At 47.0% G+C, this 25,786-nt stretch carries 22 protein-coding genes; 8 read left to right on the forward strand and 14 right to left on the reverse strand.

Features of this window, described 5'->3' with window-relative positions; translation table 11 throughout:
* Positions 1-7 precede the first annotated feature (7 nt).
* The 4 genes from D2910_RS12445 to D2910_RS12460 all read right to left on the reverse strand — a co-directional run bounded on the left by D2910_RS12445 (position 8) and on the right by D2910_RS12460 (position 4,168).
* On the reverse strand, positions 8-643 hold the full coding sequence (locus D2910_RS12445) for a class I SAM-dependent DNA methyltransferase (RefSeq protein WP_117313710.1): 636 nt from the start codon (positions 641-643) through the stop codon (positions 8-10).
* Between the two features lie 82 nt (positions 644-725).
* Positions 726-1,364 (reverse strand): YczE/YyaS/YitT family protein, encoded by a 639-nt coding sequence (locus D2910_RS12450; protein ID WP_452604110.1) that lies wholly within the window; start codon positions 1,362-1,364, stop codon positions 726-728.
* Between the two features lie 88 nt (positions 1,365-1,452).
* The gene (gene ybaK / locus D2910_RS12455; protein WP_117313712.1) at positions 1,453-1,944 is read right to left on the reverse strand and encodes a Cys-tRNA(Pro) deacylase; all 492 of its coding nucleotides are present in this window, start codon (positions 1,942-1,944) and stop codon (positions 1,453-1,455) included.
* Between the two features lie 64 nt (positions 1,945-2,008).
* Positions 2,009-4,168 carry a DNA topoisomerase III gene (locus D2910_RS12460; RefSeq protein ID WP_117313713.1) on the reverse strand — a complete coding sequence of 720 codons (2,160 nt, stop codon included), beginning with the start codon at positions 4,166-4,168 and terminating at the stop codon, positions 2,009-2,011.
* 152 nt (positions 4,169-4,320) lie between these two features.
* Here D2910_RS12460 and D2910_RS12465 point away from each other — a divergent pair, with 152 nt between their 5' ends.
* On the forward strand, positions 4,321-5,286 hold the full coding sequence (locus D2910_RS12465; RefSeq protein WP_117313714.1) for a nuclease-related domain-containing protein: 966 nt from the start codon (positions 4,321-4,323) through the stop codon (positions 5,284-5,286).
* 740 nt (positions 5,287-6,026) lie between these two features.
* On the opposite strand, the gene D2910_RS12475 is transcribed toward D2910_RS12465, so the two are convergent.
* Positions 6,027-6,590: an NADPH-dependent FMN reductase gene (locus D2910_RS12475; RefSeq protein WP_084244104.1), complete on the reverse strand. Its 564-nt coding sequence runs from the start codon at positions 6,588-6,590 to the stop codon at positions 6,027-6,029.
* A gap of 164 nt (positions 6,591-6,754) precedes the next feature.
* Positions 6,755-8,581, reverse strand: coding sequence for a cation:proton antiporter (locus D2910_RS12480; protein WP_084244102.1), 1,827 nt, complete (start codon positions 8,579-8,581; stop codon positions 6,755-6,757).
* A gap of 158 nt (positions 8,582-8,739) precedes the next feature.
* On the opposite strand from D2910_RS12480, the gene D2910_RS12485 reads away from it, so the two are divergent.
* Complete coding sequence (locus D2910_RS12485) at positions 8,740-8,922, forward strand: SE1832 family protein (protein WP_084244100.1); 183 nt, start codon at positions 8,740-8,742, stop codon at positions 8,920-8,922.
* 117 nt (positions 8,923-9,039) lie between these two features.
* Positions 9,040-10,605 carry an ABC-F family ATP-binding cassette domain-containing protein gene (locus D2910_RS12490; protein WP_084244098.1) on the forward strand — a complete coding sequence of 522 codons (1,566 nt, stop codon included), beginning with the start codon at positions 9,040-9,042 and terminating at the stop codon, positions 10,603-10,605.
* A 43-nt stretch (positions 10,606-10,648) separates the two neighbouring features.
* On the opposite strand, the gene D2910_RS12495 is transcribed toward D2910_RS12490, so the two are convergent.
* From D2910_RS12495 to D2910_RS12505, 3 genes are all read right to left on the reverse strand, one after another.
* On the reverse strand, positions 10,649-12,100 hold the full coding sequence (locus D2910_RS12495) for a phospholipase D family protein (protein WP_117313716.1): 1,452 nt from the start codon (positions 12,098-12,100) through the stop codon (positions 10,649-10,651).
* A 189-nt stretch (positions 12,101-12,289) separates the two neighbouring features.
* Positions 12,290-12,826, reverse strand: coding sequence for an RNA polymerase sigma factor (locus tag D2910_RS12500; RefSeq protein WP_084244094.1), 537 nt, complete (start codon positions 12,824-12,826; stop codon positions 12,290-12,292).
* 465 nt (positions 12,827-13,291) lie between these two features.
* Positions 13,292-14,533, reverse strand: a complete 1,242-nt coding sequence (locus D2910_RS12505) for a CNNM domain-containing protein (protein ID WP_084244092.1) — start codon at positions 14,531-14,533, stop codon at positions 13,292-13,294.
* A 155-nt stretch (positions 14,534-14,688) separates the two neighbouring features.
* Between D2910_RS12505 and D2910_RS12510 the strand changes: the two genes are divergently transcribed.
* From D2910_RS12510 to D2910_RS12525, 4 genes are all read left to right on the forward strand, one after another.
* The gene (locus D2910_RS12510; RefSeq protein ID WP_117313717.1) at positions 14,689-16,065 is read left to right on the forward strand and encodes a dipeptidase; all 1,377 of its coding nucleotides are present in this window, start codon (positions 14,689-14,691) and stop codon (positions 16,063-16,065) included.
* 119 nt (positions 16,066-16,184) lie between these two features.
* Positions 16,185-16,751: a glycerol-3-phosphate acyltransferase gene (locus D2910_RS12515; protein WP_084244088.1), complete on the forward strand. Its 567-nt coding sequence runs from the start codon at positions 16,185-16,187 to the stop codon at positions 16,749-16,751.
* A 109-nt stretch (positions 16,752-16,860) separates the two neighbouring features.
* Entirely contained in the window at positions 16,861-17,715 is an 855-nt protein-coding gene (locus D2910_RS12520) for a DegV family protein (RefSeq protein WP_117313718.1), read from the forward strand.
* Between the two features lie 83 nt (positions 17,716-17,798).
* A complete protein-coding gene (locus D2910_RS12525) occupies positions 17,799-18,818 on the forward strand; it encodes a DUF2804 domain-containing protein (protein ID WP_117313719.1) in 1,020 nt (339 codons plus the stop codon).
* 163 nt (positions 18,819-18,981) lie between these two features.
* Here D2910_RS12525 and D2910_RS12530 read toward each other — a convergent pair whose 3' ends face one another.
* Positions 18,982-19,710, reverse strand: a complete 729-nt coding sequence (locus D2910_RS12530) for a glycerophosphodiester phosphodiesterase (RefSeq protein WP_101802089.1) — start codon at positions 19,708-19,710, stop codon at positions 18,982-18,984.
* Positions 19,711-19,720: 10 nt separating this feature from the next.
* A complete protein-coding gene (gene kynA, locus D2910_RS12535; RefSeq protein ID WP_084244080.1) occupies positions 19,721-20,575 on the reverse strand; it encodes a tryptophan 2,3-dioxygenase in 855 nt (284 codons plus the stop codon).
* 148 nt (positions 20,576-20,723) lie between these two features.
* Here kynA and D2910_RS12540 point away from each other — a divergent pair, with 148 nt between their 5' ends.
* The gene (locus tag D2910_RS12540; protein WP_233208565.1) at positions 20,724-21,230 is read left to right on the forward strand and encodes a YusW family protein; all 507 of its coding nucleotides are present in this window, start codon (positions 20,724-20,726) and stop codon (positions 21,228-21,230) included.
* A gap of 34 nt (positions 21,231-21,264) precedes the next feature.
* Here the strand turns inward: D2910_RS12540 and D2910_RS12545 are convergent, their stop codons facing one another.
* The 3 genes from D2910_RS12545 to D2910_RS12555 form a co-directional block, all read right to left on the reverse strand.
* The gene (locus D2910_RS12545) at positions 21,265-22,104 is read right to left on the reverse strand and encodes a GNAT family N-acetyltransferase (RefSeq protein WP_117313720.1); all 840 of its coding nucleotides are present in this window, start codon (positions 22,102-22,104) and stop codon (positions 21,265-21,267) included.
* A 104-nt stretch (positions 22,105-22,208) separates the two neighbouring features.
* Positions 22,209-24,035 carry an ABC transporter ATP-binding protein gene (locus D2910_RS12550; RefSeq protein WP_084244076.1) on the reverse strand — a complete coding sequence of 609 codons (1,827 nt, stop codon included), beginning with the start codon at positions 24,033-24,035 and terminating at the stop codon, positions 22,209-22,211.
* On the reverse strand, positions 24,028-25,755 hold the full coding sequence (locus D2910_RS12555) for an ABC transporter ATP-binding protein (protein WP_117313721.1): 1,728 nt from the start codon (positions 25,753-25,755) through the stop codon (positions 24,028-24,030). The genes D2910_RS12550 and D2910_RS12555 overlap by 8 nt, the downstream gene beginning before the upstream one ends.
* Positions 25,756-25,786: the final 31 nt, after the last annotated feature.

The raw sequence follows: 25,786 nt of genomic DNA on the forward strand, positions 1-25,786 counted from the left end.
CTTATACTTATTTTTTAATCGCGTCAATCAGCCAGACATAATTGTTCAGCTGGGTGAACTCTACTGTGAATCCTGCCTGTTCAATCAGCTCTTTCATCACAGGCAAAGTCGTGTAATATTCACGGTTTAAATCTTCTACAAGGTTATCATGACCGCGGGACTTTTCAAAGTCAATCACTTCCTGCTGCGATTCTTTCGACTGGAATAACGTATCAGCGAATACTACACGGCCGCCTGTCGGAAGCAGTTCGGCATACTTTCTAAACGCCTCGGCTTTTTCAGCATCCGTCAAATGGTGGAACGCATATGAACTAACTAAAGACTTTGGCTGGACCGGCAGATCAAATTCCAAAAAGTCTCCATCTATGATGGTTGCATCCGTCAATTTCTCTTTTGTCACGTCGCGCATTGCCGCATTCGGCTCGATGCCGGCAACTTCAAATCCTTTGGCAAGCAATTTTTCAGTCAGGTTGCCTGTTCCTACACCAAATTCAATTACAGGACTAATTGCCGCGTCGGCAACTGCCTGCAGTATATCTTCATATTTAAAGAACACATCTCTGTATTCCGCATCTTTACCACTAACTGATTCATCATAGGTGTGAACCCATTCATCAAATATCGCTACGAACTCGCGTCCCATGTTTTTGCTCCTTTTCGGTTTCATTGTACATAAAACCAATAGTTTTACTCGGCTTTATTTATAACATAAAGAAGCGCCGGTTTCAAACTTTCAAAACCGGCGGCAGCTCGTCTTTCTTTTCAATGATCCTTTTCAATAAAGCTTCGGCCTGCGGCAAGGTGAATTGAACGATTCTGCCGGTTATAAGAGCGACCGCTATCGTACCGATTCCGACCGGCCCGCCAAGTGCCCAGCCGATCAGCGCAGCGGTGATTTCGATTCCGGCACGCACAACAGTGACACTTAGCCCGGTTTTCTGCATCAGCACGAGCATAAGGCTGTCTCTCGGTCCCGCTCCGATTTTCGGCGCTACGTAGATACCGACACCGAAGCCCGAAACGATGATTCCGCCAATCAGGATCATCACTTGACCTGTAATGGATGGGATATCCGGGATCAGGAAATAATAGATGTCGATGAACACACCGATCAAAATCATATTCAGGAATGTTCCGATTTGCGGAATCCTCCGCTGCGAAACAGTGGAAATGACGATCAATATGAATGAAACGATAATCGACCATGTCCCGATTGTCAGTCCAAAATTCATGAACAATCCGACATGCAGCACGTCCCAAGGACCGATGCCCAGCTTATTGGCCTTGATGATCATCGTGAACCCGAGTGCCAATATGATTAATCCGCTGAGAAAAAACAGCCAGCGGTAAAACAGCGTTCTCATCATTAAGCCCCTTCTTTCACTGAGTGTTCGTCTCTTTTTTAAGCTTAAGAAAAATCCACCCATTTAGCAAAATGGGTGGAAAACCGGATTAATCGTCTTTCACTGTCAGGTTGGCATATTGGCCATCAGTGACTTTCAGCAAATTGACGGGATCCAATTTAATCTGCATGCCGATTTTCCCCGCGGATACGATGATTTCTTCCTGCATTTCCGCGTGCCTGTCAATAAACGTCGGGAACGGCTTTTTCATGCCGACCGGCGAACAGCCGCCTTTGACATAGCCGGTAAGAGTCAGGATTTCTTTGACCGGGGCCATCTCGACTTTCTTTTCACCAGCGGCTTTTGCAGCTGCCTTTAAATTCAATTCTTCAGCAACCGGAATCACAAACACATAATGCTGTTTGGATGCCCCTGCAGCTACAAGCGTCTTGTAGACCACTTTTTCCGGATGGCCGATTTTGGCAGCGACAGATACTCCATCTACCAGACCGTCTTCAATGTCATAATGAATGATGTCGTAGGGAACATTTTCTTTATCCAGGATTCTTGCAGCATTGGTTTTTGCAATCTTTTTTCCCATGGCGGCGCTCCTTATCTGATAACTGTAATCATAAAATCAGCTTACCACCATTTTCAAAATATTTCTAATCGTTCTGGTTCATCAATTTTTTCAGCGCTTCGGCCATTGCCGTGTTTTGCGGCGGCTCGTCCTGCTGTTTCAGGTATTTGTTGACGTCTTTTTTGGTCGCTTTCGACTGGCCGGATTTTTTGCGTTTTTCAAATGCCGACAGTTTTTCACGGTGCCCGCATTTGCAGACGAAAATCTTGCCGTCGCCTTCACCCTGCATCTCCAGTTTCTTATGGCAATTCGGGCAGCGCGCATTCGTCAGCATCGCCACTTGTTTCTTGTAGCCGCATTCGCGGTCCTGGCAGACGTTCATCTTACCGCGCTTGCCGTTGACTTCAAGAAGCGGCTTTCCGCAATCCGGGCACATTTTACCCGTGACGTTGTCATGCTTGAATTTCTTGTCGCTTTTTTTAATATCGGAAACCGATTTTTCCGCGAATAAAACCATTTCTTTCATGAAAGTTTCTTTCTTCATCTGGCCTTTGGCGATTTTCGTCAGCTGCTGTTCCCAGTCAGCTGTCAGTTTCGGTGACTTTAAATCTTCGGGAACGAGCTCAAGGAGCTGGCGGCCTTTGGACGTGATTGTCAGGTCCTTGCCTTTTTTCTCGATCAGGAAGGTATTGAATAATTTATCGATGACATCTGCGCGGGTCGCTACTGTACCGAGTCCGCCTGTTTCGCCGAGTGTCCGGATGGCTTCCTTCGATTCACCCGCCATGAACTGCGCCGGATTTTCCATCGCGCCGAGCAGCGTCCCTTCATTGAAGAAAGCAGGCGGCTTGGTTTTGCCTTCTGTCAGGGAGATGCCTTTGATTTTTAGCGTCTGCCCTTTTTCGAAAGGCGGCAAAGTCGTGTCCTTGTCTTCATCGTCCTCCAGATAGATGCGTTTCCATCCTTCATTGCGTACCGTATTGCCCTTGGCCTGGAATGTTTCACCGCCGGCAGTCAGTTTGACCGTCGTCTGGTCATACTCATATTGCGGATAGAATACCGCCAGGAAACGCTTGACGATCATGTCGTATAATTTATGCTCGTTCGCCGACAATTCGTGCAGCGGCGGATTTTCTTCTGTCGGGATGATGGCATGGTGGTCGGACACTTTGGCATCATCGATGACACCTTTCTGCGCCGACACCGGTGATTTCAGGATTGTCGCTGCCAGCGGGCGGTAAGGACCCGTCTGTACGGCTTTGATGCGGTCTTTCAGCGTCTCTTTCATATCGGACGTCAGATGTTTCGAATCCGTCCGCGGGTACGTCACGATTTTATAGCGCTCATACAGGTTCTGCAGCGTATTCAGCGTCTCTTTCGCCGACCAGCCGTAGCGTTTATAAGCCTCTTTCTGCAGTTCGGTCAAGTCGAATAAAGGCGGTGCCGGCTGTCGCTTCGGCGTGATTTTGATATCTGTCACGGTGCCTTCGTGTGTGTTGTCGAGCTTCGCGAATAAACGATCGACTTTCTCCTTATCGAACGACTGCGTTGAATTGCCGTCCGTCCACGTGAATGCAGCTGCGTCCGTTATGGCTTGCATGCCGTAATACGGCTTCGGCTGGAAGTTGCGGATCTGCTGCTCGCGCTCCGCGATCATCGCAAGCGTCGGCGTCTGCACGCGGCCCGTTGATAATTGCGCGTTGTATTTTACTGTCAACGCACGCGTCGCGTTGATGCCGACGACCCAGTCTGCTTCGGCGCGCGCCACTGCCGCCTGGTAAAGGTGTTCGTAGGCTTTGCCGTCTTTAAGGTTATTGAAGCCGTCTTTGATGGCTTTGTCTGTGACCGACGAAATCCACAGGCGTTTAACCGGCTTTTTGGTGTTTGTCTTTTCCAAAATCCAGCGCGCTACAAGTTCCCCTTCGCGCCCGGCATCCGTCGCGATGATGACGTCTTTGACGTCGCCGCGGTTTAGCTGCGATTTAACTGCGTTATATTGTTTCATTGATTGTTTGATTGGCACGAGCTTGAACGGTTTCGGAATGATCGGCAGATTCTCCATCTTCCATTCCTTGAAGTCGTTGTCATACTGCTCCGGCTGCGCATGCGTCACCAAATGGCCCAGCGCCCAAGTCACAATATACTGTTTGCCTTCCAGATATCCGTTGCCTTTCTGATTGCATCCCAGCACTCGCGCAATGTCGCGTGCCACCGATGGCTTTTCCGCTATTACGATTGATTTCATATTATTCATCCTCATTTCTCATTTGGCTATTATAACATTTTCTGTTTTGCGGGTGGTGTGGAGTGATTGATTCACATAGTTTTCGAGTAGTCGGAATTTTCTTGCCCCTTCAATTTATATAAGCTATATTTAAATGAAGGAGATGATAATTATTGATACTTAAAGAGCGTCACCAACCGCCCGAAATTTTGCAGCTCGAAAGTCTGCTGCAACGTGTACCCATCGTCCATCCCCGATTTCCCCACTGGACGGAACAGCTTCGCCGAATGTCTGCCGGCTTCCACGGCGAACAGCGCGTCGACTCCCTCTTCTATGAAATTCCCATTGACAGTCCTCATTACTTTATACAAGATCTTTTCATTCAAAAGCCCAAGTCCTCCCACCAGATTGATAGCGTGCTCATCACCAGCCGCTTCGTGCTGCTGCTTGAAATCAAATCCATTTCAGGCGAGCTGAATTTCGATCCGCAGCTGCGCCAATTCTCCCGTACCAATAAAGACGGCAGCGTCGACGGTATGACCAATCCCGACGACCAGATCCGCCGCCATGAAAAATGGATGCAGCAATTTTTGGCATCGCAAAAAATATCGCTGCCTGTCATTGGCGTGATTGTATTCACATATCCGTCCTCTATTGTAAACAGCCGCCCGAAAAACCGCATCATCATCCAGTCGTCTGGCCTGCCATTTTTAATGGACCAGCTGTTGTTGAAATATCCTGACGAGTTGCTGAATACGCGGAAAACTCGGCAACTTGCTGATCGGCTGCTCAAGTTGCACAGCCTCCGGCAATTGCGGCAGATAGAGGTTCCGGCGGGATTGAGGAGGGGTGTGCTTTGCCCGAAATGCCCTGACTCTAAACTGACATATCGCTACAAAAAATGGACATGCCAAAAATGTTCTTTGATTGATCCACACGCTCACCTGCGAACACTCCAAGAATATCGGGTGCTAATCAATCCGCTCATAAGCAACCGGGAATTCAGAGACTTCACTGGCATTGAATCGGTTTCTATAGCTTCCAAACTTCTAACAGATTCAAAAATGACTTTCCAGGGTAGTTTCAAGGACCGAGTTTATATGATTCCGGAGTCATTTGATGCTCCGGACAGTATTTGATCTGCTCCGGACAGTATTTTTAATCTCCGGACAGTATTTGGTCTGCTCCGGACAGTATTTTTAATCTCCGGACAGTAAGCTCTTTTAATGGAAATCACATTTTTATAACTGTTAATAAAATCCAGCAAAACCCTTTACATTTCCAATTGCATCATAGATTCTCCCGGATTTCAGCTCATAATCTCATCCGCCATTCAAATCTCGACTTCCAACCGACTTTTTCACGACCAAATCACACCCAAATCACCCAATTCCCAACACTCACAACCAACCCAACCCCAATAATTGAAAAAATCTTCGCCAAGGCGAAGATTCCCTCAAAACCAGGACGTTTTCGCCATGCGAAAACGTCCGCTGGGGTCTTGATCTTCCGGTTTTTCGCTTTTCGCCTGGGCTAAAGCGAAAAGCATCCATTTTTCTTTTGAACTTAGCATTGCATGACAGTTGCGGCATCAACCGATCACAAATTTAGAGAGCAAGACAAAAATTAGCCTCCAAAACTGCAACCCAAACAACCTTTCTCCGCAAGAGCCCCCCACTTTTGCCATTGACCTGAAGGTTTTCCGCTTTTCACAAGGTGAAAAGCATCCGACTGGGGTCTTGAACTTATGGTTTTCCGCTTTTCGCCCAAATTCGGCGAAAAGCATCCATTTTTCTCTTGAACTTAGACCCTGCACACAGTTCCATCCATCTCAGCCTAAAACAAAAAGCCTCCCGCAGGAGGCTTTTTACAGTGAAGCTTAGTGTTGATCCAGTGTTTCTTTTGACAGGTGCTTGCTCATTTCGGCGTACTGGACGAAAACGCGGGCCAATTCGCGAAGGCGGTCGTGGACGTCTTCACTGATGATGGTGTTGTCGGCATCGAAATGGCTGGTGTGCGTATAGACGTAATTCGGTGTCACCAGGCAACGGAAATAATCGAGAATCGGCTTGAGCTGGTTCTCGATGACCAGATGGTGCTGGTAAGTTCCGCCGTTTGCCACGATCGATACCGGTTTGTAGCGCATCGTATGCGGATGCAGCAAGTCAAACGCGTTTTTCAATACGCCAGGGATGGAGCCCTGGAAAATGGGTGAAGCGATGATGTAACCATCCGCTTCGCTAAAGCGGCGTGCAAGTTCCTGCATGCTGCTGTTGTATTCGCCAAGCGGACGCCCGTCGACGAATTGATGTTCATAATCCGCCAGGCTCAGGATGTCCAACTCCATATCAGGCTGGAATTCCTGGATATACATCTTGACTTGCTCCAATACGGCGCCTGTCTTTCTTCCCACAATTGTGCCGTCCACTAATAATACCTTCATAAAACTGTTCCTCCTCGAGTCCATATATACTGGGCAGCCAGGCTGCCTCTCAATGATTTTTTATTCGGATTTAAAAGGTAAGCTGCATATCAAACCCGACTTTATTCCATCATAACAAACAGCGTATGCGGATACGTATCGAAAAACCTTATGAAGCCGAGATTTCATTCTTTAGGCTGAGGTGAGTTGTTTTTGGCGCGTTTGTTTTCCAGACGTTCCTGGATGCGGTCGGATTGACGGGCCGGTGATGTAAAGCTGACCACAGTATCGCCAAGCTTCGGCTCAGGAAAGTTGTCGCTTGTGAAGAATTCGATTTTCCCCTGCTCACGGTAAATGAAGAGCAGAATCGTATCTGCACTCCACTTTTTCTTGTAGTCCTCATATGTGTATTGTTCGGTCAATTGTGTTTTGCGGATCGTATAGCCTTCTTCGGCTTTCATGTCGAGTTCATGGATGTTCCATTCATGGCCGAAGAGGGTCCTGCCTTTCAGAGAAGAATGGTAGTCGCCGGGATCGCCTTGGTGGATGGCTGTTTTATAGAGATTTTCCCTGCCGAACTCCGGTACATAATTGTTCATGACCAAAGCGTTATAGGAATCAATTTCCCCTGCCAGGATCATGGTTTCGTAAGGAGTCATGTCCAGTTCGTATTCAGTATGCTCGGAAAGGATTTCACCTGTGAATGTTTTCATTCCCGCAAGGCGCGCAGGCTGCAGTCTCCCCCACGAAGCGTCCATGATCAAAAGGTTTTTATTGTATTCAGAAAGGGCTTCTGCCAGTTTCAGCGCAAAGCGGCCGACCCCGACTATGATGATGCCTGGGTCATCTCCGGTTGCCAGACCCAATTTACGGCCAAGCCATCCGATTGTGAAGCCATGCACGACAACGGTTGAAAATACGAGCGCGAATGTCAGGGCTGTGAGCAATTCAGCATCATCAAACCCTGCTTCCAGAAGGACACCGGCGAAATAACCCGATACGGTAAGGGCCACAATTCCGCGCGGCGCGATCCAGCCGATGAGTGTCTTTTCCTGATTAGTGAGATCTGTACCGATCGTCGACAGCCAGATCGACAAAGGACGTACCACGAATAAAGTTGCCAGTACGAAGGCGACAATACGCCAATTGAAGATTTCAATCAGCACATCCAGGCTTAGAGATGCTGTCAGCATGACAAAGATACTTGAAATAAGCAGCACTGAAATATTTTCCTTGAAATGCCGCATATCATTGATGGAAGCGATATGCATATTGGCCATCACCATTCCCATAGCGGTGACCGCCAGCAAGCCCGTTTCGTGCATGACGATATCCGACAGCACGAATGTGAGCAGTACGACACCGAAAACGATCGGTGCTTTCAGGAATTCCGGCACTTGGCCTTTTTCGAACATCCAGCCTAGCAGCCAGCCGACTCCAGCTCCCAGCGCTACAGCGAACAAGGAAGCCAGGAAGAATAACCCGAATGCACCGGCTGTTTCATCACCAATCGCAAACAGTACAAACTGGAACGCGAATAAAGCCAGCAATGCGCCGAATGGATCTACGATGATCCCTTCCCATTTCAGAATTGCCGCTGGACGGGCTTTGAGTTTAGCCTGACGCAATAAAGGCAGGATAACGGTAGGACCTGTGACAATGAACAGCCCTCCGATGACAAATGCCACTGCCCAGGAAAGGCCGGCTATGTAATGCGCTGCAAGCGATCCGGAGATCCATGCGATAAAGGCGCCGAATGTTACGATCCGCCACACCGGTTTATTGAACCCCCGGATTTCCTTGAAGTTCAAGTTCAAACTGCCTTCAAACAGGATGATGGCAACGGCCAATGATATGACGGGCTTGAACAACTCCCCGAAACTTTCTTCCGGATGGATGATGTTTAAAATAGGTCCGACCAGCAGGCCGGCTATGGACATCAAAACAATTGCGGGCAGGCGAAAGCGCCAGGCAAGCCATTGCGAGATCACCCCAAGAAAGATGATTAACATGAGATCAAATAATAAAGTATCGATCGGCCTTCGCCTCCTTTTAATCTTTTTTCAACATTATACGTTTTTTATTCCCTCAATTAAAAGCCGTAAGCCAATCGAAATGATTTTAATTCCATCAATTTATGCTATAATGAAGGAAAAATGCAGGTGATTATGTGAACAGGCAGGAAATCGAAAACGAAATTGCCGAATTGAAGATGGATTACGTGCGCCATCAAGGCGATATCGAGAAGCTTGAAACGACTGGACACGCCAAAATGGTGGAGAAAGCGGAACAGCGCCTCGAACGGATGGAACAACAATTAGCGGAATTAAACAAAAAACTCGCGGATTTGTAACCGCGGTTTTTTTTTGAGTGTTTTCCTGATACCGATTCAGGGATACTGATATATCGAACACTGTGGACGGTCGCGTAAAGATCTTGTTCTACAGCTATAAATGGAGGAATTACTTACATGAGTTTATTGACAGTAGAAAATTTAAGCCATACATTCGGCGACCGGACATTGTTCAACGATGTGTCTTTCCGGTTGGTTGAAGGTGAACACGTTGGCCTGGTGGGCGCGAACGGTGTCGGCAAATCGACGATGATGAATATTTTGACAGGCAAATTGATCCACGATAACGGACGTGTCGAGTGGCAGCCGAAAACGCATTACGGCTACCTCGATCAGCACACCCAATTGGAGCCTGGCCGGACAATCCGCCAGACGATGCAGGATGCTTTTTTGCCATTATATAAAAAAGAAGAAGAACTGAATGAAATCGCTATGAAGATGGGCGAGGAAGATGCCGACCTTGAAGCATTGATGGATGAGATGGCCGAAGTGCAGGATGCACTTGATGCCGGGGATTTCTATACCCTGGATGTAAAAATAGAAGAGATTGCACGCGGTCTCGGACTTGATGCCATCGGACTCGAACGTCCGGTCGAAGCATTATCCGGCGGACAGCGCACGAAATTGCTGCTGGCGAAATTACTGTTGGAGAAACCGAAAGTCCTGCTGCTCGATGAGCCGACCAACTATCTGGACGAAGAACATATCCAGTGGCTCGTCAATTATCTGAAGAACTATCCGCATGCATTCCTGTTGATCTCGCATGATACAGAATTCATGAGTTCGGTGACAGATGTCATCTTCCATTTGGAGTTCTCACGCCTGTCGCGTTACACAGCCACTTATGAGAAATTCATCGAACTTGCAGAACTTGCCAAGAAGCAGCACCTGGATGCATATGAAAAACAGGAAGAAATGATCAAGAAAACAGAGACATTCATTGCCAAAAACAAAGCTCGCGCTTCGACAACGGGACGCGCGAAGTCACGCCAGAAACAGCTTGACCGCATGGACCGCATCGACAAACCCGAAGTTGCGGCAAAACCGCAATTCGCTTTCAAGGAAACACGGAGCCCAAGCCGCTATGTGGTGGAAGCAGAATCGTTATCCATCGGCTATGACAAGGCCCTATTGCCGCCTCTGTCCTTCATGATTGAACGCGGCGAAAAAATTGCTCTTGTAGGCATGAACGGAGTCGGTAAATCGACGTTGCTGAAAACGATGCTTGGAAAAATCAAACCGCTTGACGGTGATGTGATCCGCGGCGAATATTTGACTCCGAGTTATTTCGAACAGGAAGTCAAAGCGCCAGACCATACACCGCTTGACGAAATCTGGTCAGCTTACCCGAGCATGGACCAGGGCCAGGTGCGCGGAGCATTGGCGCGTACAGGCCTGAAGAACGAGCATATCTCCCGTTCGATGAAACAATTGAGCGGTGGCGAACAGGCGAAAGTCCGTTTGTGCAAATTGATGCTCGAAGAAAGCAACTGGCTCTTGTTCGATGAACCGACAAACCACTTGGACATCGATGCAAAAGCTGAATTGAAGCGCGCTATGCAAGCTTATAAAGGCACGATCGTATTGGTCAGCCATGAACCTGAATTCTATGAAGGACTTGCCACAAAAGTCTGGAATGTTGAAGAATGGATTGCAGCTGGCCAGGAACCGCAAATTAAGTAATATCAAAAAAGATCTCTTCCCAGCTTCGGGAAGAGATCTTTTTTTAGTAGGTGGTCAACTTGAAAATCTTCTGGAATCCGTAGATGCCGCGCTGCCAGAATGTAAAGGTATCCTGGTAAGCGTCAACATGCAATGTGTAGAGTGCATCTTCGTTGGTCCATAAGCGGTCGAAGTATGTTACCATGTCCCCCACCAGTTCGCTGTCGTTTGGCGCAATGATACGGATGTTGCTTTCCAGATTATAATTCTTGAAAGCCCGTTCGGTGTAATTTGTTGAACCGCCAGAAATATAACTTTCTTCAGCTGTTTGGATCATGATTGATTTTGTATGGAATTGCCCAACCACCGCGTTATACCAGCGGACTTGGATTTTGTCGTTGCTTTCTTCAAGCATTTCGTGCACAGCCGGCCGGTTCGGCAAGCCTGTCTTTTCGGTGCCGAACGCATTCTCGTTAGGGTCCAGTACCAATTGCACCTCAACTCCGCGGTTTGCAGCATCAGTCAAGGCCTGAACCACGTCCCCTTCAGCAATATAGAACATAGCCAGATGGATGCTGTCGCCTTCTTTGGTCTTTTCAATATCATCCAATAGCGAATTCAACACTTTCTTTTCCGTTACGTATTGAACCTGGTAATCGCCTTGCTGTTCGCGGGCTTCAACCCTCGGAAAGTCAGGACCACCGGAAAATCGTGAAACTGCCTCTTCCGATGCCAGCATATCATTGATCACCGGCCCGCTCACTTTAAATGCCATATTGCCATGTAAGCCGCTGGCATTATGGGGATTGGCGGAACTGACGATCGCCGCTTTTTCCGTAATGACCGCTTTACGGTGATTCGCTTTGATGTTCATCATCTTCAGATAAGACGACACTGACAGATCTGGTGCATCGCTTGCCATGGCATTGGGCACCCAGCCCCGTCCACCGGCATCGAACCATTGGAAAATCACCCGGTACAACCCGGAATATAATGGCGTTGAATCACGCAGCTTATCGAGATCCGTCACAATCACTTCCACACCTTCATCCCTCAGCGTACCGAGCAGCTGGCTTTCATATGAACCATAACCGAAATTCAGCGGATCGGTAATAAAGTAAATTGGAAAGTCTGGATCTTCCGCTTTTTTTGCCAGCAAGTGATCAGTAAGTGTTTCCGCCACCGCTGGAAAATCCCGCTGCTCATCGGTGTAATCATCAAACAGAAACAGATCGATGACAATGAACTCTTCCGCCTCATCAATCATTTCGTAAATTTCATCAAATATGCGTAATTCGTGCTTTAAATTATCCCCTTTTTGATTCTGCGCAAATGACAGGTCGTAAATCATTTCCACATCCTCCACTTGGTGAAGGTCTCCCGCATAATCCAGCCCTTGAGGCAGAGGTTTTATGGTATGCCAAACAATAACAGCGATATACATGAGCGCCAGTACACCAATAATTCCCATAATAATCCTTTTTCGCTTGCTCCAACCGGCCACTCTTCTTCTCATTCTAAAATCCCCCTCATCTTTCCTAATCTTACTTTAGATGAAGAAAAATTTCTTTAAATTTTTTCCATAATAAATAGTTTCTTTTTCATTGCACATTCCATAACCGTTTTCCAATAAAAAAAGATGCGCCGTAAGTCCGGCACACCTTGATTGTTTTTATTAATATAGAAGATACAAATAGTTCCCGAGTTAAGCAGGCAATACATATTCACGGGTCTGGACGTCTTCAAGCAATAGATCTTTAAGTCTCTGTTTGCCGCGGAAAAGGCGGGATTTGACGGTGCCGATCGACACTTTCATCGCTTCCGCAATTTCGATCAATGATAATTGATGTACGTAGAAGTAGACAATTGTTGTGCGGTAAATCGAATCCAGCTGTGAGATTTTATGCTGCAGCAATACGGATACATCCTGCTGCTCCAATAACTCAGGGGCGCCCGCATTGTCTGACGGAATCAAGTCAAGCAATGAAATGTCGAGTCCCTCCGGCTGCTGCTGGACATGTTTGCTGCGACGTACATTCTTACGGTAGCGGTCACGGAAAGTGTTCATACAGATTGTCGTCAACCAGGCTTTGACATGATCCACTTCCTTGATCGAAGCCTCATACCGAACCACTTTCAGCCAAACTTCCTGCATAAGATCTTCCGCTTCCACCTTATTGCGCGTCAGTTTTAAGCATAAATGATATATATAACGATTATATTCTGTATACAAACTTTCCATTTTTGGTTCCTCCGTCCGTTTTTCTTGTTGATCTTATTGTGCCGGAAAAGAACCTTTCACTCTATCGCTTCCGCTTTCATTTGGCTTACATTTGTGTAATAAAGAGATTAGTTTTATATAAGCGGAAAATACTTTTTCACATATCGCTTCGGCGCTTAGGACAAGGCTCTCACAATAAGCCGAGAAATTCACTCGTCTTATTGCTTCGCCCAGTCCATGGACGCGCCGGCGCTGAGAGAATTCTCTAGAGATATGGAGCAAAACAGCGAAGAGTTGACCGAAGCTTGCGGGGGCAACTCTTTGCGACGAAGCAGCGCAGCGATGCAGGAGCAAGGGTTTTAGAAACCAAGTTGTTTTGCGGAATATCGCTTATTAAGACTTATTAATACAACTTTTATTGAAACAATTGATGTGATTTATATTCTAAAACCAATGAAATAAAAAAAACCCGCCAAAAGGCAGGTTCTACGCGAATACTTCTTCATCTTTTTTTGTGATCGTCAAGCGCACAATGCGGTTGCGGTCCATTTCGTTTACTTCCACATGGAGGTTTTCATAAGTGAACTGCTCGCCTTCATCCGGGACATGGCCAAGCTGCTGCATGACAAATCCGGCAATGGTATCGTGGTCGTTCGGAACTTCCACTTCGAACATTTCGTTCACGTCTTCTATTTCAAGCCGGCCATGGCATGACAATGTATTTTCAGTCATTTCAAAGACCAGTTCATCGTCTTCCACGTCAGTTTCATCCTCGATATCCTGTCCGATCATTTCTTCAATGATGTCTTCATGTGTAACAATCCCAAGAGTACCGCCGTATTCATCCAAAATAACAGCCATGTGTTTCTTCTTGGCCATCATCATCTTAAAGACTTTTTCGACGCTTACTGACTGCACAACGAACAATGGATTATCGTCCATCAATTCCTGTAAGGTGAGATTCGGGTTCATTGACCATTCGATCAATTTCTTCGAATAAAAGAGGCCAACCACGTTATCCATGCTTTCTTCATAGACTGGATAGCGGGTGTAAGAAGAATCCAGGATTAAATCACGGACTTCTTCGTAAGTTGAATCTATGGCGATTCCGACGATATCAGTCCTGTGCGTGGACATGACGTCAGAAACGTCCTTGTGCGGGAAATCGAGAACTCCCTTGATCCGTTCAGATTCGTCTTCTTCAAAAGTCCCTTCCGTCGACGCAATATCGACCATTGTCCGCAATTCTTCCTTGGTCATTGTCGCTTCCTTGACGCTGCCTTTGGAGATGATGCGGATGAAGATATTGGTGAACTGCGCAAGCAGCCATGTGAGCGGCTTCAATAACACAACCAGCACACGGATGACTGGCGCAACGACATAAGCGATTTTATCAGCGAAAGTGGCTGCAATGGTTTTGGGCAGCACTTCACCGAATATGATCAATACGATTGTCAGGATTGCTGTAGCAAGTCCGACTTCCCACCCTCTGTCGATTGCAATCATGGTGACGAGGGTCGGCAGCATGATATTGGCAATATTATTTCCGATTAATATAGTAGTGATCATCCGGTCCGGCTTCGCGATCAACTTTTGCAGGTGCTGTGACTTTACATCCCCCTGCTCAGCGCGAAGATGGACCTTCATCCTATTAACCGCAGTCAATGCCGTTTCGCTTCCCGATAAGAAGAACGACATCATTAAAAATAATACTAACGCTATAAACAAAATTGTTTCCTCCAGTGTCTAAAACACAAAATTTTACGAGCTATTTCCGTACCAACAATTATATCACAGCGATTTTCCTCCTGTCGAAAAGTTCAACTTTCTTATGGTATACTTTTGCCATTGTAAAAAAACTTATTGAAAAGAGGTTTTTAAGAATGGATGCACAGCAAATAGAACGTTATTTCCAGGAACGGCGCGGAGATCATTTGGAAGAATTGGAATCATTTCTCCGCATTCCGTCCGTCAGTTCGCTATCAGAACATAAGAAGGACATGCTGACTGCGGCCGAATGGCTGGTCAAATCTTTTGAAAAAGCCGGTCTTGAGAATGTGAAGATCGATGAAACCGGGGGGCACCCACTGGTGTATGCCGACTGGCTTCACGCAGAAGGCAAACCGACAGTACTGGTTTATGGCCATTACGATGTCCAGCCTGTGGACCCTCTTCACTTGTGGGAATCCCCGCCTTTCGAGCCGCAAGTGCGCGACAATAAATTATACGCCCGCGGCGCAAGTGATGATAAAGGCCAGACTTTCATGCACATCAAAGCGGCTGAAGCTTTATTGCAATTGAATGGTGAACTTCCGGTCAACATGAAATTCATCATCGAAGGCGAAGAGGAAATCGGCAGTCCGAGCCTCCCCGCTTATGTGGAGAAAAATAAAGAAGCGCTTGAAGCTGATTTGATCGTCATTTCCGATACAGGCATGCAGGGGCCCGGTCGTCCGGCAGTGTGCTACGGCTTGCGAGGTCTTGCAGGCATCCAGATTGATGTAAAAGGACCGAAAGGCGATCTGCATTCCGGACTTTATGGCGGCGCAGTGCAAAATCCGCTGCACGCTATCGTCGAAATTCTTGAAAGTTTCCGTGACAAAGAAGGCGTCATACAAGTAGAAGGTTTCTATGACGATGTCCTGCCGGTTTCAGACGAGGAACGCGCAGAATTCGCATCACTCGAGTTCGATCTGGAAAATGAAAAGAAAGAACTTGGCATTACAGAAGATTTCGGTGAAAAAGAATATTCATTTGTCGAACGAACATGGATCCGCCCGACACTTGAAATCAACGGCATTACAGGCGGCTTTTCCGGAGAAGGCATCAAAACTGTTCTTCCAGCGGAAGCGAGCAGCAAAATCACTTGCCGCCTCGTTCCTGACCAGGACCCGGATGATATAGTCGCTAAACTGAAAGCGCACGTCGAGTCGCATAAACCGGCTGGAGTGTCTGTCGAAATTTCAGAGTTCGATAAAGGCAAACCGTTCCTCACACCATTTGATCATCCGGCTATACAGGCTGCCGGCCGTTCATATGAAAAAATCTATGGTGTACCGACTGCGTTCACCCGCATGGGCGGTTCGATTCCGATTGTCGCAGCTTTCGATGAAATACTTGAACGACCTGTTGTCCTGATGGGATTCGGCCTCGCGTCAGAGAATTTCCATGCACCGAACGAACACTTCCATCTCGAAAATTTCGATAAAGGGCTGCGCGTCATCTGCGATTACCTTTTCGAAGCTTCTGCATTAAAATAGAAACACTTCCAACCTTCCCGCCGGCTGATGGCAGGAAGGTTTTTTCATCGGGCAGTTTCCTTCCTGTTGAAAAACTGCTTTACTTATAGACAATAGACCAATTTAACGGAGGCCACTGAATGTTACTTTATTTTTTATTGTCCTATCTGATCGGTACATTGATGACTGCCTGGCTCGTCGGCAAATGGAAAGGCGTCGACCTCAGAAAAGAACGCAGCGGCAACCTCGGTGCGCGCAATGCCGGTGCTGTCATCGGCAAGAGCGCTTTCCTGCTGACATTCCTCGGCGATGCAGGCAAAGGGGCACTGGTTGTTTTTGCCGGTTTCCACTTTAACTTTCCGTTATGGGCAGTCGCTGTCGCCGGCTTTTTTACCGTACTCGGGCACCTGTTCCCTTTTTGGCTGCGCGGAAGCGGCGGAAAAGGAATTGCTGTTTTTATCGGTGTGACGTTCTTTTTGACGCCTGAACTTTTTCTCGCGATGTTCGTCATGTTCATCGCCTTTTATCCCTTCTTTAAAAGCGCCACTTTATGCATGCTGAGCGCGTTTACAGCTTTCATCGTACTGGCTGCAGTTCTCCAGGTCATTCCCATTGTCTGGCCATTGATACTGGCTATAATCATTATTGTCTATAAGCACAGATACGATATAGAAGAGTCCTATGCAAAACGCTTTGTTAAGTCCTGATGCAGGTTTGATGACCACGAACAATTTCGTACACCCGCGCTCTATCCGCGAAAAACTATTCATGTTATAGTTTTATTATTCAAAAAATTAAAAGATGGGATGTTGAATCATGAAAAAACCGATTGCATGGATAATGGATACTACAGGTTACGTAACTGAAGAAATGAAAGCGCATCCAGACGTCTATATTGTGCCGTTGAATATCCACTTCGGCTCGGAGGAATTTATTGACGGAGAGGACCTTACACAAGCTCAGCTATATGAGCGCATTAAAGCGGCTCCAGAATTCCCGAAGACTTCACAGCCGTCTGCAGGCAAGTTCGCCGAGCTTTACGACAAATTGAAAGAAGAATATGACTGCGCCATTGCCGTACACGCTTCCGCTAAATTGAGCGGCACTATCGCTTCTTCGACTGCCGGCGCGGATATGTCTGGTTTCAAGGTCTACGCGGTCGATTCCCTTGCTCTGTCCTATGGCCTCTCAGGTTTGATTGAACGTGGCTTGGAACTTGAAAAAGAAGGTCTCGACGCTGAACAGATTGCGCAGAAGCTTGAGAAAGAAACGGTGAATTTCCGCAATTATATCCTGATCGGCAATCTCACCCAATTGTATAAAGGCGGCCGCATGAGCGGAGCCCAGTACTATATCGGAAGCCTTCTGCAAGTGAAGCCAATCGTCCAGATCAGTCCTGAAGGCGAATTAAAACCGATTGATAAAGTACGTTCCCATAAGAAAGCTGTCAAATACCTGATCGACCATGCGGTTAAAGACAACCAGGAATTTGGCGTCGATACCTTCCAGATCATGCACGGCAATACACACGAAGAAGCCGAGAATTTAAAGCGTGAAGTTTTGAAAGTCATACCCGAATCCCAGATCATCATCGGGGATTTAAGCTCATCACTGGCAGTCCATGCAGGAGAAGGCACTCTCGCGTTAATGTGGAGAAAAAGTCCCCATTAATAGAGCCTCTTCACAGGGTCCAGAGAAGATATACCTTGTTTCTTCTGCTACAATAGAAGCAGAATGACGGCGAGGTGGTATATATGCAGCATGTTGAACGAGAGATTTTTACAACCGTAGAACTATGTGATGCAAAAGGCCAGCTAAATCCCGAAGCGATCGGATTTGCGCGTAAACCCTTGATCATCAGCAACCTTAAAGGCAACTTCATGCGCAAAAAAAAGTGGAATTACTGGTGTGTTTTTGGTGAAGAGATTATGTTTTCCGCAACCATCAGCCATTTGGATTACGCGACAGTCTGCTTTGTTTATTTCCTGAATTATGAAACCCAGCGCTTTTATGAAAAAACAGTCGTCTTGCCATTTTCAAGAAAACGAGTCATTCCGGATCATTCGCTTGATACTTGCAAGTTTCAGCATCCGGATATGTCGATCGAGTTTCTATACTCCCGGAATTCAACGCGCATCACTGTTCAAATCGATGATTTTGATGGCGAAACGCTGAATGCCGATTTGAACATCAGCTCGCCCAACAATCACGAGTCTTTGAATGTGGTGATTCCCTGGAACCGGCAGACATTCCAATTCACCGGCAAGCATCTATGCCTGCCGGCAACCGGCACCGTGAAAGTCGGTGCCCGTCAATATAATTTTGAACCGGTTGAAAGTTTTGCTGTTCTCGATACTGGACGAGGTGTCTGGCCGCGGGAATCTTCATGGAATTGGGCGATGGCTTCCCAGCGCTCGCTCGGCAAAACCATCGGATTGAATTTCGGTGGAAAATGGACAGACGGAACCGGCATGACAGAAAATGCTTTTTTCGTAAACGGCAAAATGAATAAAATCCACGAAGATGTATTATTCCATTATGATGACAAGGATTATAAGGCTCCGTGGAAGATAGCCACAAAGTTTTCCGATGATGTGAAATTGGAGTTCACACCATTCTTCGAACGCGTTTCCAAGAGTGATATGAAATTGGTGAAATCCGAAGTGCATCAGCTTTTCGGCTATTATAACGGCTATGTTCGCTATGAGGACGGCAAAAAATTAAAAATCAGCCAATTGCTCGGCTCCATCGAAGAGCATTATGCAAAATGGTAATAGAAAAGCGACGGCACCCGTTTAGCTCTGAAAAGCATAAGACGGATCAGCGTAGCGGCTTTGGCTGCGGAGCTGAGCTGGCTTATGACTCGAAGAGCTGGGTCGCCGGAGTCTGGACAATAGAAAAGACGCCGGCGGGATGCCGGCGTCTCTTTTTTGAATTCTACTGATTTACAGGACTATCCAGTTCCGCCAGCATCTTTTCCGGGAAATCGGTAAAGATGCCGTGAATGCCGATCTGCTGCAATTGCTGCGCATATTCCAATTTATTGACTGTATAGACGTAGACGATCGCACCTTTTCGCAAGGCATCGGTGGCCATGCGCCGAAATGCTCCAGGCAGGGACATGTGGATGCGGTCTGTTCCTACTACCCGAGCGTAATCGTAGACATCAACATAGACATCCAAAGTAAGGATAGCGGATTCAACAGACTTTTTACGGCTGACTGTCTGAATATCTTCATGATTAAACGATGAAATCAGGACCCGGTGCAGGAATCCGCGCTTTTCTGCCGCTTCAAGTACTTTGTCGACCAGGCCTTCGTAAGGAAAGACATCCGTTTTCAGTTCGATATTCAACCGGTGATTGGTTTTCTCGAATACATCGAATACTTCATCGAGTGTGGGAATTTTTTCGCCGGCAAATTCTTCTGAAAACCAGGATCCGGCGTCAAGCTTTCTCACTTCACTCAGGGTCATATCCTTTATATACCCTTTCCCGTCTGTTGTCCGGTTGACTTTTTCATCATGGATCACAACGATTTCTCTGTCTTTTGTGAGGTGAACGTCAATTTCCACCCCGGTAATCGGCAATTCCGCAGCCGCTTTGAAAGCCGCCAGTGTATTTTCAGGATAAGTTCCTGAACATCCCCTATGTGCGTAGATTCTCATATGGCCCCTCCTAAATTTCGGTTCTGATATCCCATAGTTCCGGGAAGAAATATTGGTCCAGCACTTTTTTCAAGTAATGGACACCGGATGAGCCGCCAGTCCCTTGCCTGAAACCGATGATGCGTTCAACCGTCTTCATGTGACGGAAACGCCATTGCTGCAGCCAGTCCTCTATATCCACCAGTTTTTCCGCCAATTGATACAATTCCCAATGCGTATCCACGTCACGATAAACCGTTTTCCAGGCTTCCCGGACACTGTCGTGCGGTTCATAAACCGTCGTCATGTCACGTTCCAGCACTTCTTTATCAATGTGAAAACCGCTCCGTGCCAATTTCTGTATGGCGGCATCATAGAGCCCAGGCGCTTCAAAAGCTGCGGTGAGCTCTTTCAGAAGTGCTGGGTCTTTCTCATAGATTTTCAGGACATGCTTTGTCTTATAGCCCAGTGCAAATTCGATCATCCGATATTGGTAGGATTGGAAACCACTCGCATTCCCAAGATCATCGCGGAATTCCATATACTCAGCCGGTGTCATTGTCGCCAATACATCCCATCCGTTAATAATTTGCGACTGGATTTTCGAGACACGCGCCATCTGCTTAAACGCAGGCTGCAAATCATCCGCATCAATATTGCGGATTGCCGCGCGCAATTCATGCAGTATTAATTTCATCCACAATTCCGATACTTGATGGATGATGATGAACAGAGTTTCATCATGATGACCGCTGACTCCGTCCTGCGCGGTCAAAAGTTGATCCAAATGCAAATAGTCCCCATACGTCATACTTTCCTTGAAATCTGTCCGGATATTGTTCTCGGAAGCGGCTGCAATATTTTGGCCATTATTGTATTTGTCCATGAAAATAACCCCTTTATGCTCTGCTTTTCCTCTTCTCGGCTTTTGCGTTAACTCCGCTGCTGTAAAATCACCCGTTGTTGAAATGAAAGCTTATGTCCTTGAAAATCGGGAATGCTATAACTAAATGGACAATGAAAGGATGAGCGTAATGATCAATAGAAAATTCACGATTGCGGCAGGTATCCTTTTCTCCTCCAGCCTTGTATTGGGCGCTTGCGGCAATGACGAGCAAGTGACAGAACCGGTCACAGATGAAGCTTCCCAAACAAATGACGGAGTTGAAGGCGCCAACCCTGAAGGCGGCCTTGCCGAGGAAAATGTCGGCGGCGAAGTGTTCGGTTTCACTGATTTTGAATTGGATGTCGATTACCCTGACCAGGATGATGCTCTGACTGTTTCCTATGAAGAAATCAAAGATCTGGTGGAAGCTGAATATGAAGACAAACTCTCCAATGAAGTGCTGGAGGGCAATGATGCCTTCGATAAAATCGAACCTATGCTGGCTGAACTTAAACTGACCGAAGACATGCCAGAAGATGAAGTCATCAGCAAAGTCACAGAAGTTTTCAATATTGAATCTGATTTTGAATCCATCGAAGTCGAAGTGACTTACCCCGAAGGAACCGAAAAAGAATACCAGGCATCAGGAAATTGATGACAGGTGGGCCATCCAGCATCGGATGGCTTTTTTAGGGTTTATTCCAATATTCGACTGTATGCACCGCATGAAATCCTGATTTCCGGTAGACAGCCAGCGCATCGTTGTCAGTTTCAACTTCCAGAACCGTACGATGTTTCCCCTGTAATGATGCATAATGCCGGCACCATAATAAGAATGCCTTGCCATAGCCTTTTCCTTGTTCTGAAGGATCAACTGCAAAAGCGGTAATCCACAGCCCGCCTTCTTCTTCAAACAGTGATGCGCTCGCCACCAGCTCTTCTTCACGTTTCATGATGAATACTTCTCTGTCCGTTCTTTCTATATTATAGTGGACGACAGGAAGAACCTCTTCATCAAATGCAGCGGCCATCAGCTTTTCAAGCTTCTCAATTTCTCCATCATAAGGAACGACTGCCAGGTTTTCCGGTAAATCCAACACTTCCAGCGGTTCAGCTTCCAATTCTATCTCCTTGAAGTCAGGCTGATATCCCAGGCTTGCCAAAAACTTCTTTGCAACCTCATCTTCAATGAAAGCAGCCAGTCCGTCTATGGCCTGGCGCTGTTCCAGCCCGTATGCAATTCCGCCTTCGAGCGCAGAGCCGATGGTCATTCTTCTGAATTCGGGATGCACAAATGCGGACCATTCGTATGAATCCAAACCGATCAGATCCACAGCCACTGCAAAACCAAGCAACTCATTTTCTTCTGTATAAGCAAGCACCGCAAAACCCGAGATATCGGCCAAATGCCAGCTGGAGTCAAACAATGGCTTGCTGTAATCCACCTCCGTCATTTCCAATAACCCATGCATATCATGAATCGTTTCGGAATCCAGAGGAAATGACGCAATCGAAAGAGACAATTCCATCCCTGCACCACCCGTCTTTTTTATTTATCGTATCATACCTGGCAACAGCATGGTTTATGGAGAAAAAAATCCCGGAGGAAAAATCTTTTCCTTCGGGACTTCTTTTATAATTTTGCGTCAGCCAGCATCGTGGCATATAAACCATCTTTTTCAAGCAATTCTTCCTGTGTCCCAGCTTCCACCAGTTTCCCCAGTTCCATAACAAAAACCAGATCAGCCTGGCGGACAGTATTCAAACGATGGGCAATGACAAAGCTGGTTCTGCCAGCCATCAGCCGTTCAAGCGCTTCCTGGATTTTCAATTCGGTTACAGTATCGATGCTGCTCGTGGCTTCGTCGAGAAGCAGGATGACCGGATCTGCAATCAACGCGCGTGCAATTGAGAGCAATTGCTTCTGCCCCTGCGAAATCATGGAACCGTCGCCTTCGAGAACTGTGTCGTAACCGTTCGGCAATTTCCGGATAAAGTCGTGGGCATTGGCTTTCTTCGCAGCCTCGATGACCTCTTCTTCAGTGGCATCCAGTTTGCCGTAACGGATATTGTCGTATACAGACGTTTCGAATAGGAATGGATCCTGCAGCACAAAAGCGATCTGTTTTCGCAGTGTTTCCCGCGGCATCGATGAAATCGGCGTGCCGTCTATCCTAATTTCACCTTCATTGGCGTCGTAGAATCTGGCCAGCAATTGCATAATTGTCGTTTTGCCTGCACCGGTGGCACCTACTAAAGCAGCGGTTTTTCCAATACCGACGGAAAAGCTGACATTTCGAATGGTCCATTCTTCTTCCGCACCTTCATATTTAAAGGAAACATCATCAAATTCAACTTCACCCGCAAACTCTTTGTCCACATTTTTCACCAGATCATCTTTTTCTTCCGTCTCATCCATGATGGCGAAAACCCGTTCCGCCCCAGCAATCGCTGACAGCACTGTATTAAACTGGTTGGCAAGATCGTTCAGCGGTCTGGTGAACTGACGGGAATATTCTGTGAAAATCACGATAACTCCGATCGAAACTGAGCCGTTCAGCGCTAGAATCCCCCCGACCCCCGCCACTATAGCGAAACTGCCATTATTCAAGAAGTTCATCACTTTCGGTATGAAACCGGCATATGTCCATGCCCAGAAACCGGCACGCCGCAGCCGTTCACTTTTCACAAGAAATTCCTCCATCACCCGGGGCTCCTGTGAAAATGCTTTAACGATTTTTTGGCCGGAAATGGTTTCTTCGATCATCCCATTTAAATCACCGACCGCTCGCTGCTGTTCTTTATACAGCCGCCCTGTACGTTTGGTGATCCACTGCACAGAAACATACATGAGCGGAATAATGATGAACGTCAATAAAGTCAGCAACGGGCTCAGTAAGAACATGACCACTGCTGTTCCTGTCAACGTCAAAATACTCGAAAACACCTGGATGAATGATGTATTCAATGTGGTCGAAACGTTCTCGACGTCATTCGTCATACGGCTCATCAACTCCCCGTGCTGACGTTTATCAAAGAAAGATACAGGCAATTTCTGAAAGTGGCTGAATAAGCCTGTTCGCATGCGGTAAATTACCTGCTGAGCGATTCCGACCATCCAGAAATTCTGCAGATACAGCGAAACGGAATGGCCTACATAAATCAGCACAAGCCATGCAATGACTACGCCCATCCCGCTAAATTGCTCCGGAATGATATATTGGTCGATCAAGACCCGTCCGACAAGATAAGGTCCTAAAAGCGCCAATGCGGAACTGACAAACACAAGGGCAAGCACAACGATCAAGAGGAATCGCTGTTCATCTACCAGCTTCCAGATGCGCGTGAGCGTGGATTTCCAATTATCGGCACGCTCGGTTTTTTTATCGGCATCTTTTTTCAGATCCTCTTTCTTAATCAGCGGTTCATACCCGAAAGGGCGACGAATGGCATTAAACATATTCATCCACCTCCTCTTCCTGTTGCGATAAGGCTATCTTTCTGTAAAGCTCCGATTCTCCGAGTAACTCTTCATGTGTACCATAGGCGGAAATCTCCCCTTCCTCCAATAGGAGGATATGGTCAGCGCGCATAGCTGTACGAATTTTTTGCGTCACCACAAGCATCGTCGCTTTTTCCTGCTCCAATTCCTGCCATAAAGCGGCTTCCGTTTTCACATCCAATGCACTTGTGCTGTCATCCAATATCAGAATCGATGGTTTGCGCACCAACGCTCGCGCTATCGATAAACGCTGCTTCTGGCCTCCGGAAAGGTTGACGCCTTTTTGCCCGACACGCGTGAAATAGCCTTTCGGGAAACGCTCCACCGTGTCATGGATTTGTGCTTTGACAGCGGCATCCGACAGCTCTTCCTGATGCGCCTGCTCTTTGCCCCAGGAAAGATTATCCGAAATGGTGCCTGTAAATAATAAGGATTGCTGTGGCACAACGCCAATCGATTTTCTCAGTGCACTGAGCGACCATTCTCTTACATCTCTTCCATGAATCAGGACCCGGCCGCCACTAACGTCATAAAAACGGGGAATCAATTGCAGCAATGAAGATTTCCCGGAACCAGTGGCACCCATGATAGCTAATTTCTCATTGGGTTTGATATGGAATGAAAGATTCTTTAATACAGGAATCGAAGTTCCCGGGTAAGTGAAAGATACGTTTTCAAATACAATATCGCCACGGCGCAGCAATTTCTCCTCGCCTTCCGCATCTTTTTCACGCACGTCGTCAGCCAGCAAAATTTCTTCGATGCGTTCAGAAGAAGCTTTCGACCGGGCAAAAGCCATGATGATAAATGAGAACATCGAGAATGCGCCAGTCATACGCATCGCATAATTGACGATGGCCACTAATTCACCAATCTGTGCATCACCGCTCCTGATTTCAAAAGCTCCGAACCACAAGACGGCGAGCAGCGATAAGTTCATGCCGAAAAGCAGGATGGGCAAAATGATTTCCATGATCCGGAACGCTTTGACCGTATCGGTCTTCAGCGAACCCGCCACTTCCGAAAATCGGTTGGCTTCGTATTTCCCTCTTAAATAAGCTTTAATCAACCGTACTGCCTGCAGGTTCTCCTGCACCATCCGATTGACGCGATCGAGCCTTTGCTGGACGAAGCTAAAATAAACGACCCCTTTTTTCACCATTATATAGAGGAAAGCCAACAGCACCGGAAACACGATCACCAGATATATCGCCAGTTTAGGATTGACCACAAAAGCCATGATCATACTGCCGATGACCAACAATGGAGCGCGCAGCATAATGCGCAGACTCATGAACAGTATCTGCTGGACAAGGGTGACATCACTCGTCAATCGGGTAATCAGCCCTGAGGCGGGGAATTTATTGAACATCGCAAGTGAAAAGGATTGGATGCGGCCGTATACCGAGCGTCTCAGATCAAATGAGAAGCTCTGCGAGACGTGAGCCGCGAAATAGGAATTGGCAACACCAGAAGCAAACGCAATGAGGGACAGGACCATCAGTAAAATGCCGAGCTGAATAATCACATCCCTGTCGCCGGCTACAATCCCATCATCGATGATACCTGCGATCACTAGTGGCTGCATCAACTCCACAGCCAGTTCAAGCAACATGAGAATTAATGCGATGACTATATAAAATGTATATGGTTTAGCGTAAGAAAATACAGTTTTCAACGGAATTGCCTCCTGAACATTTCGAAACTCG

Source organism: Planomicrobium okeanokoites (genome assembly GCF_003428875.1).
GTDB classification, from domain to species: Bacteria; Bacillota; Bacilli; order Bacillales_A; family Planococcaceae; genus Planococcus; species Planococcus okeanokoites.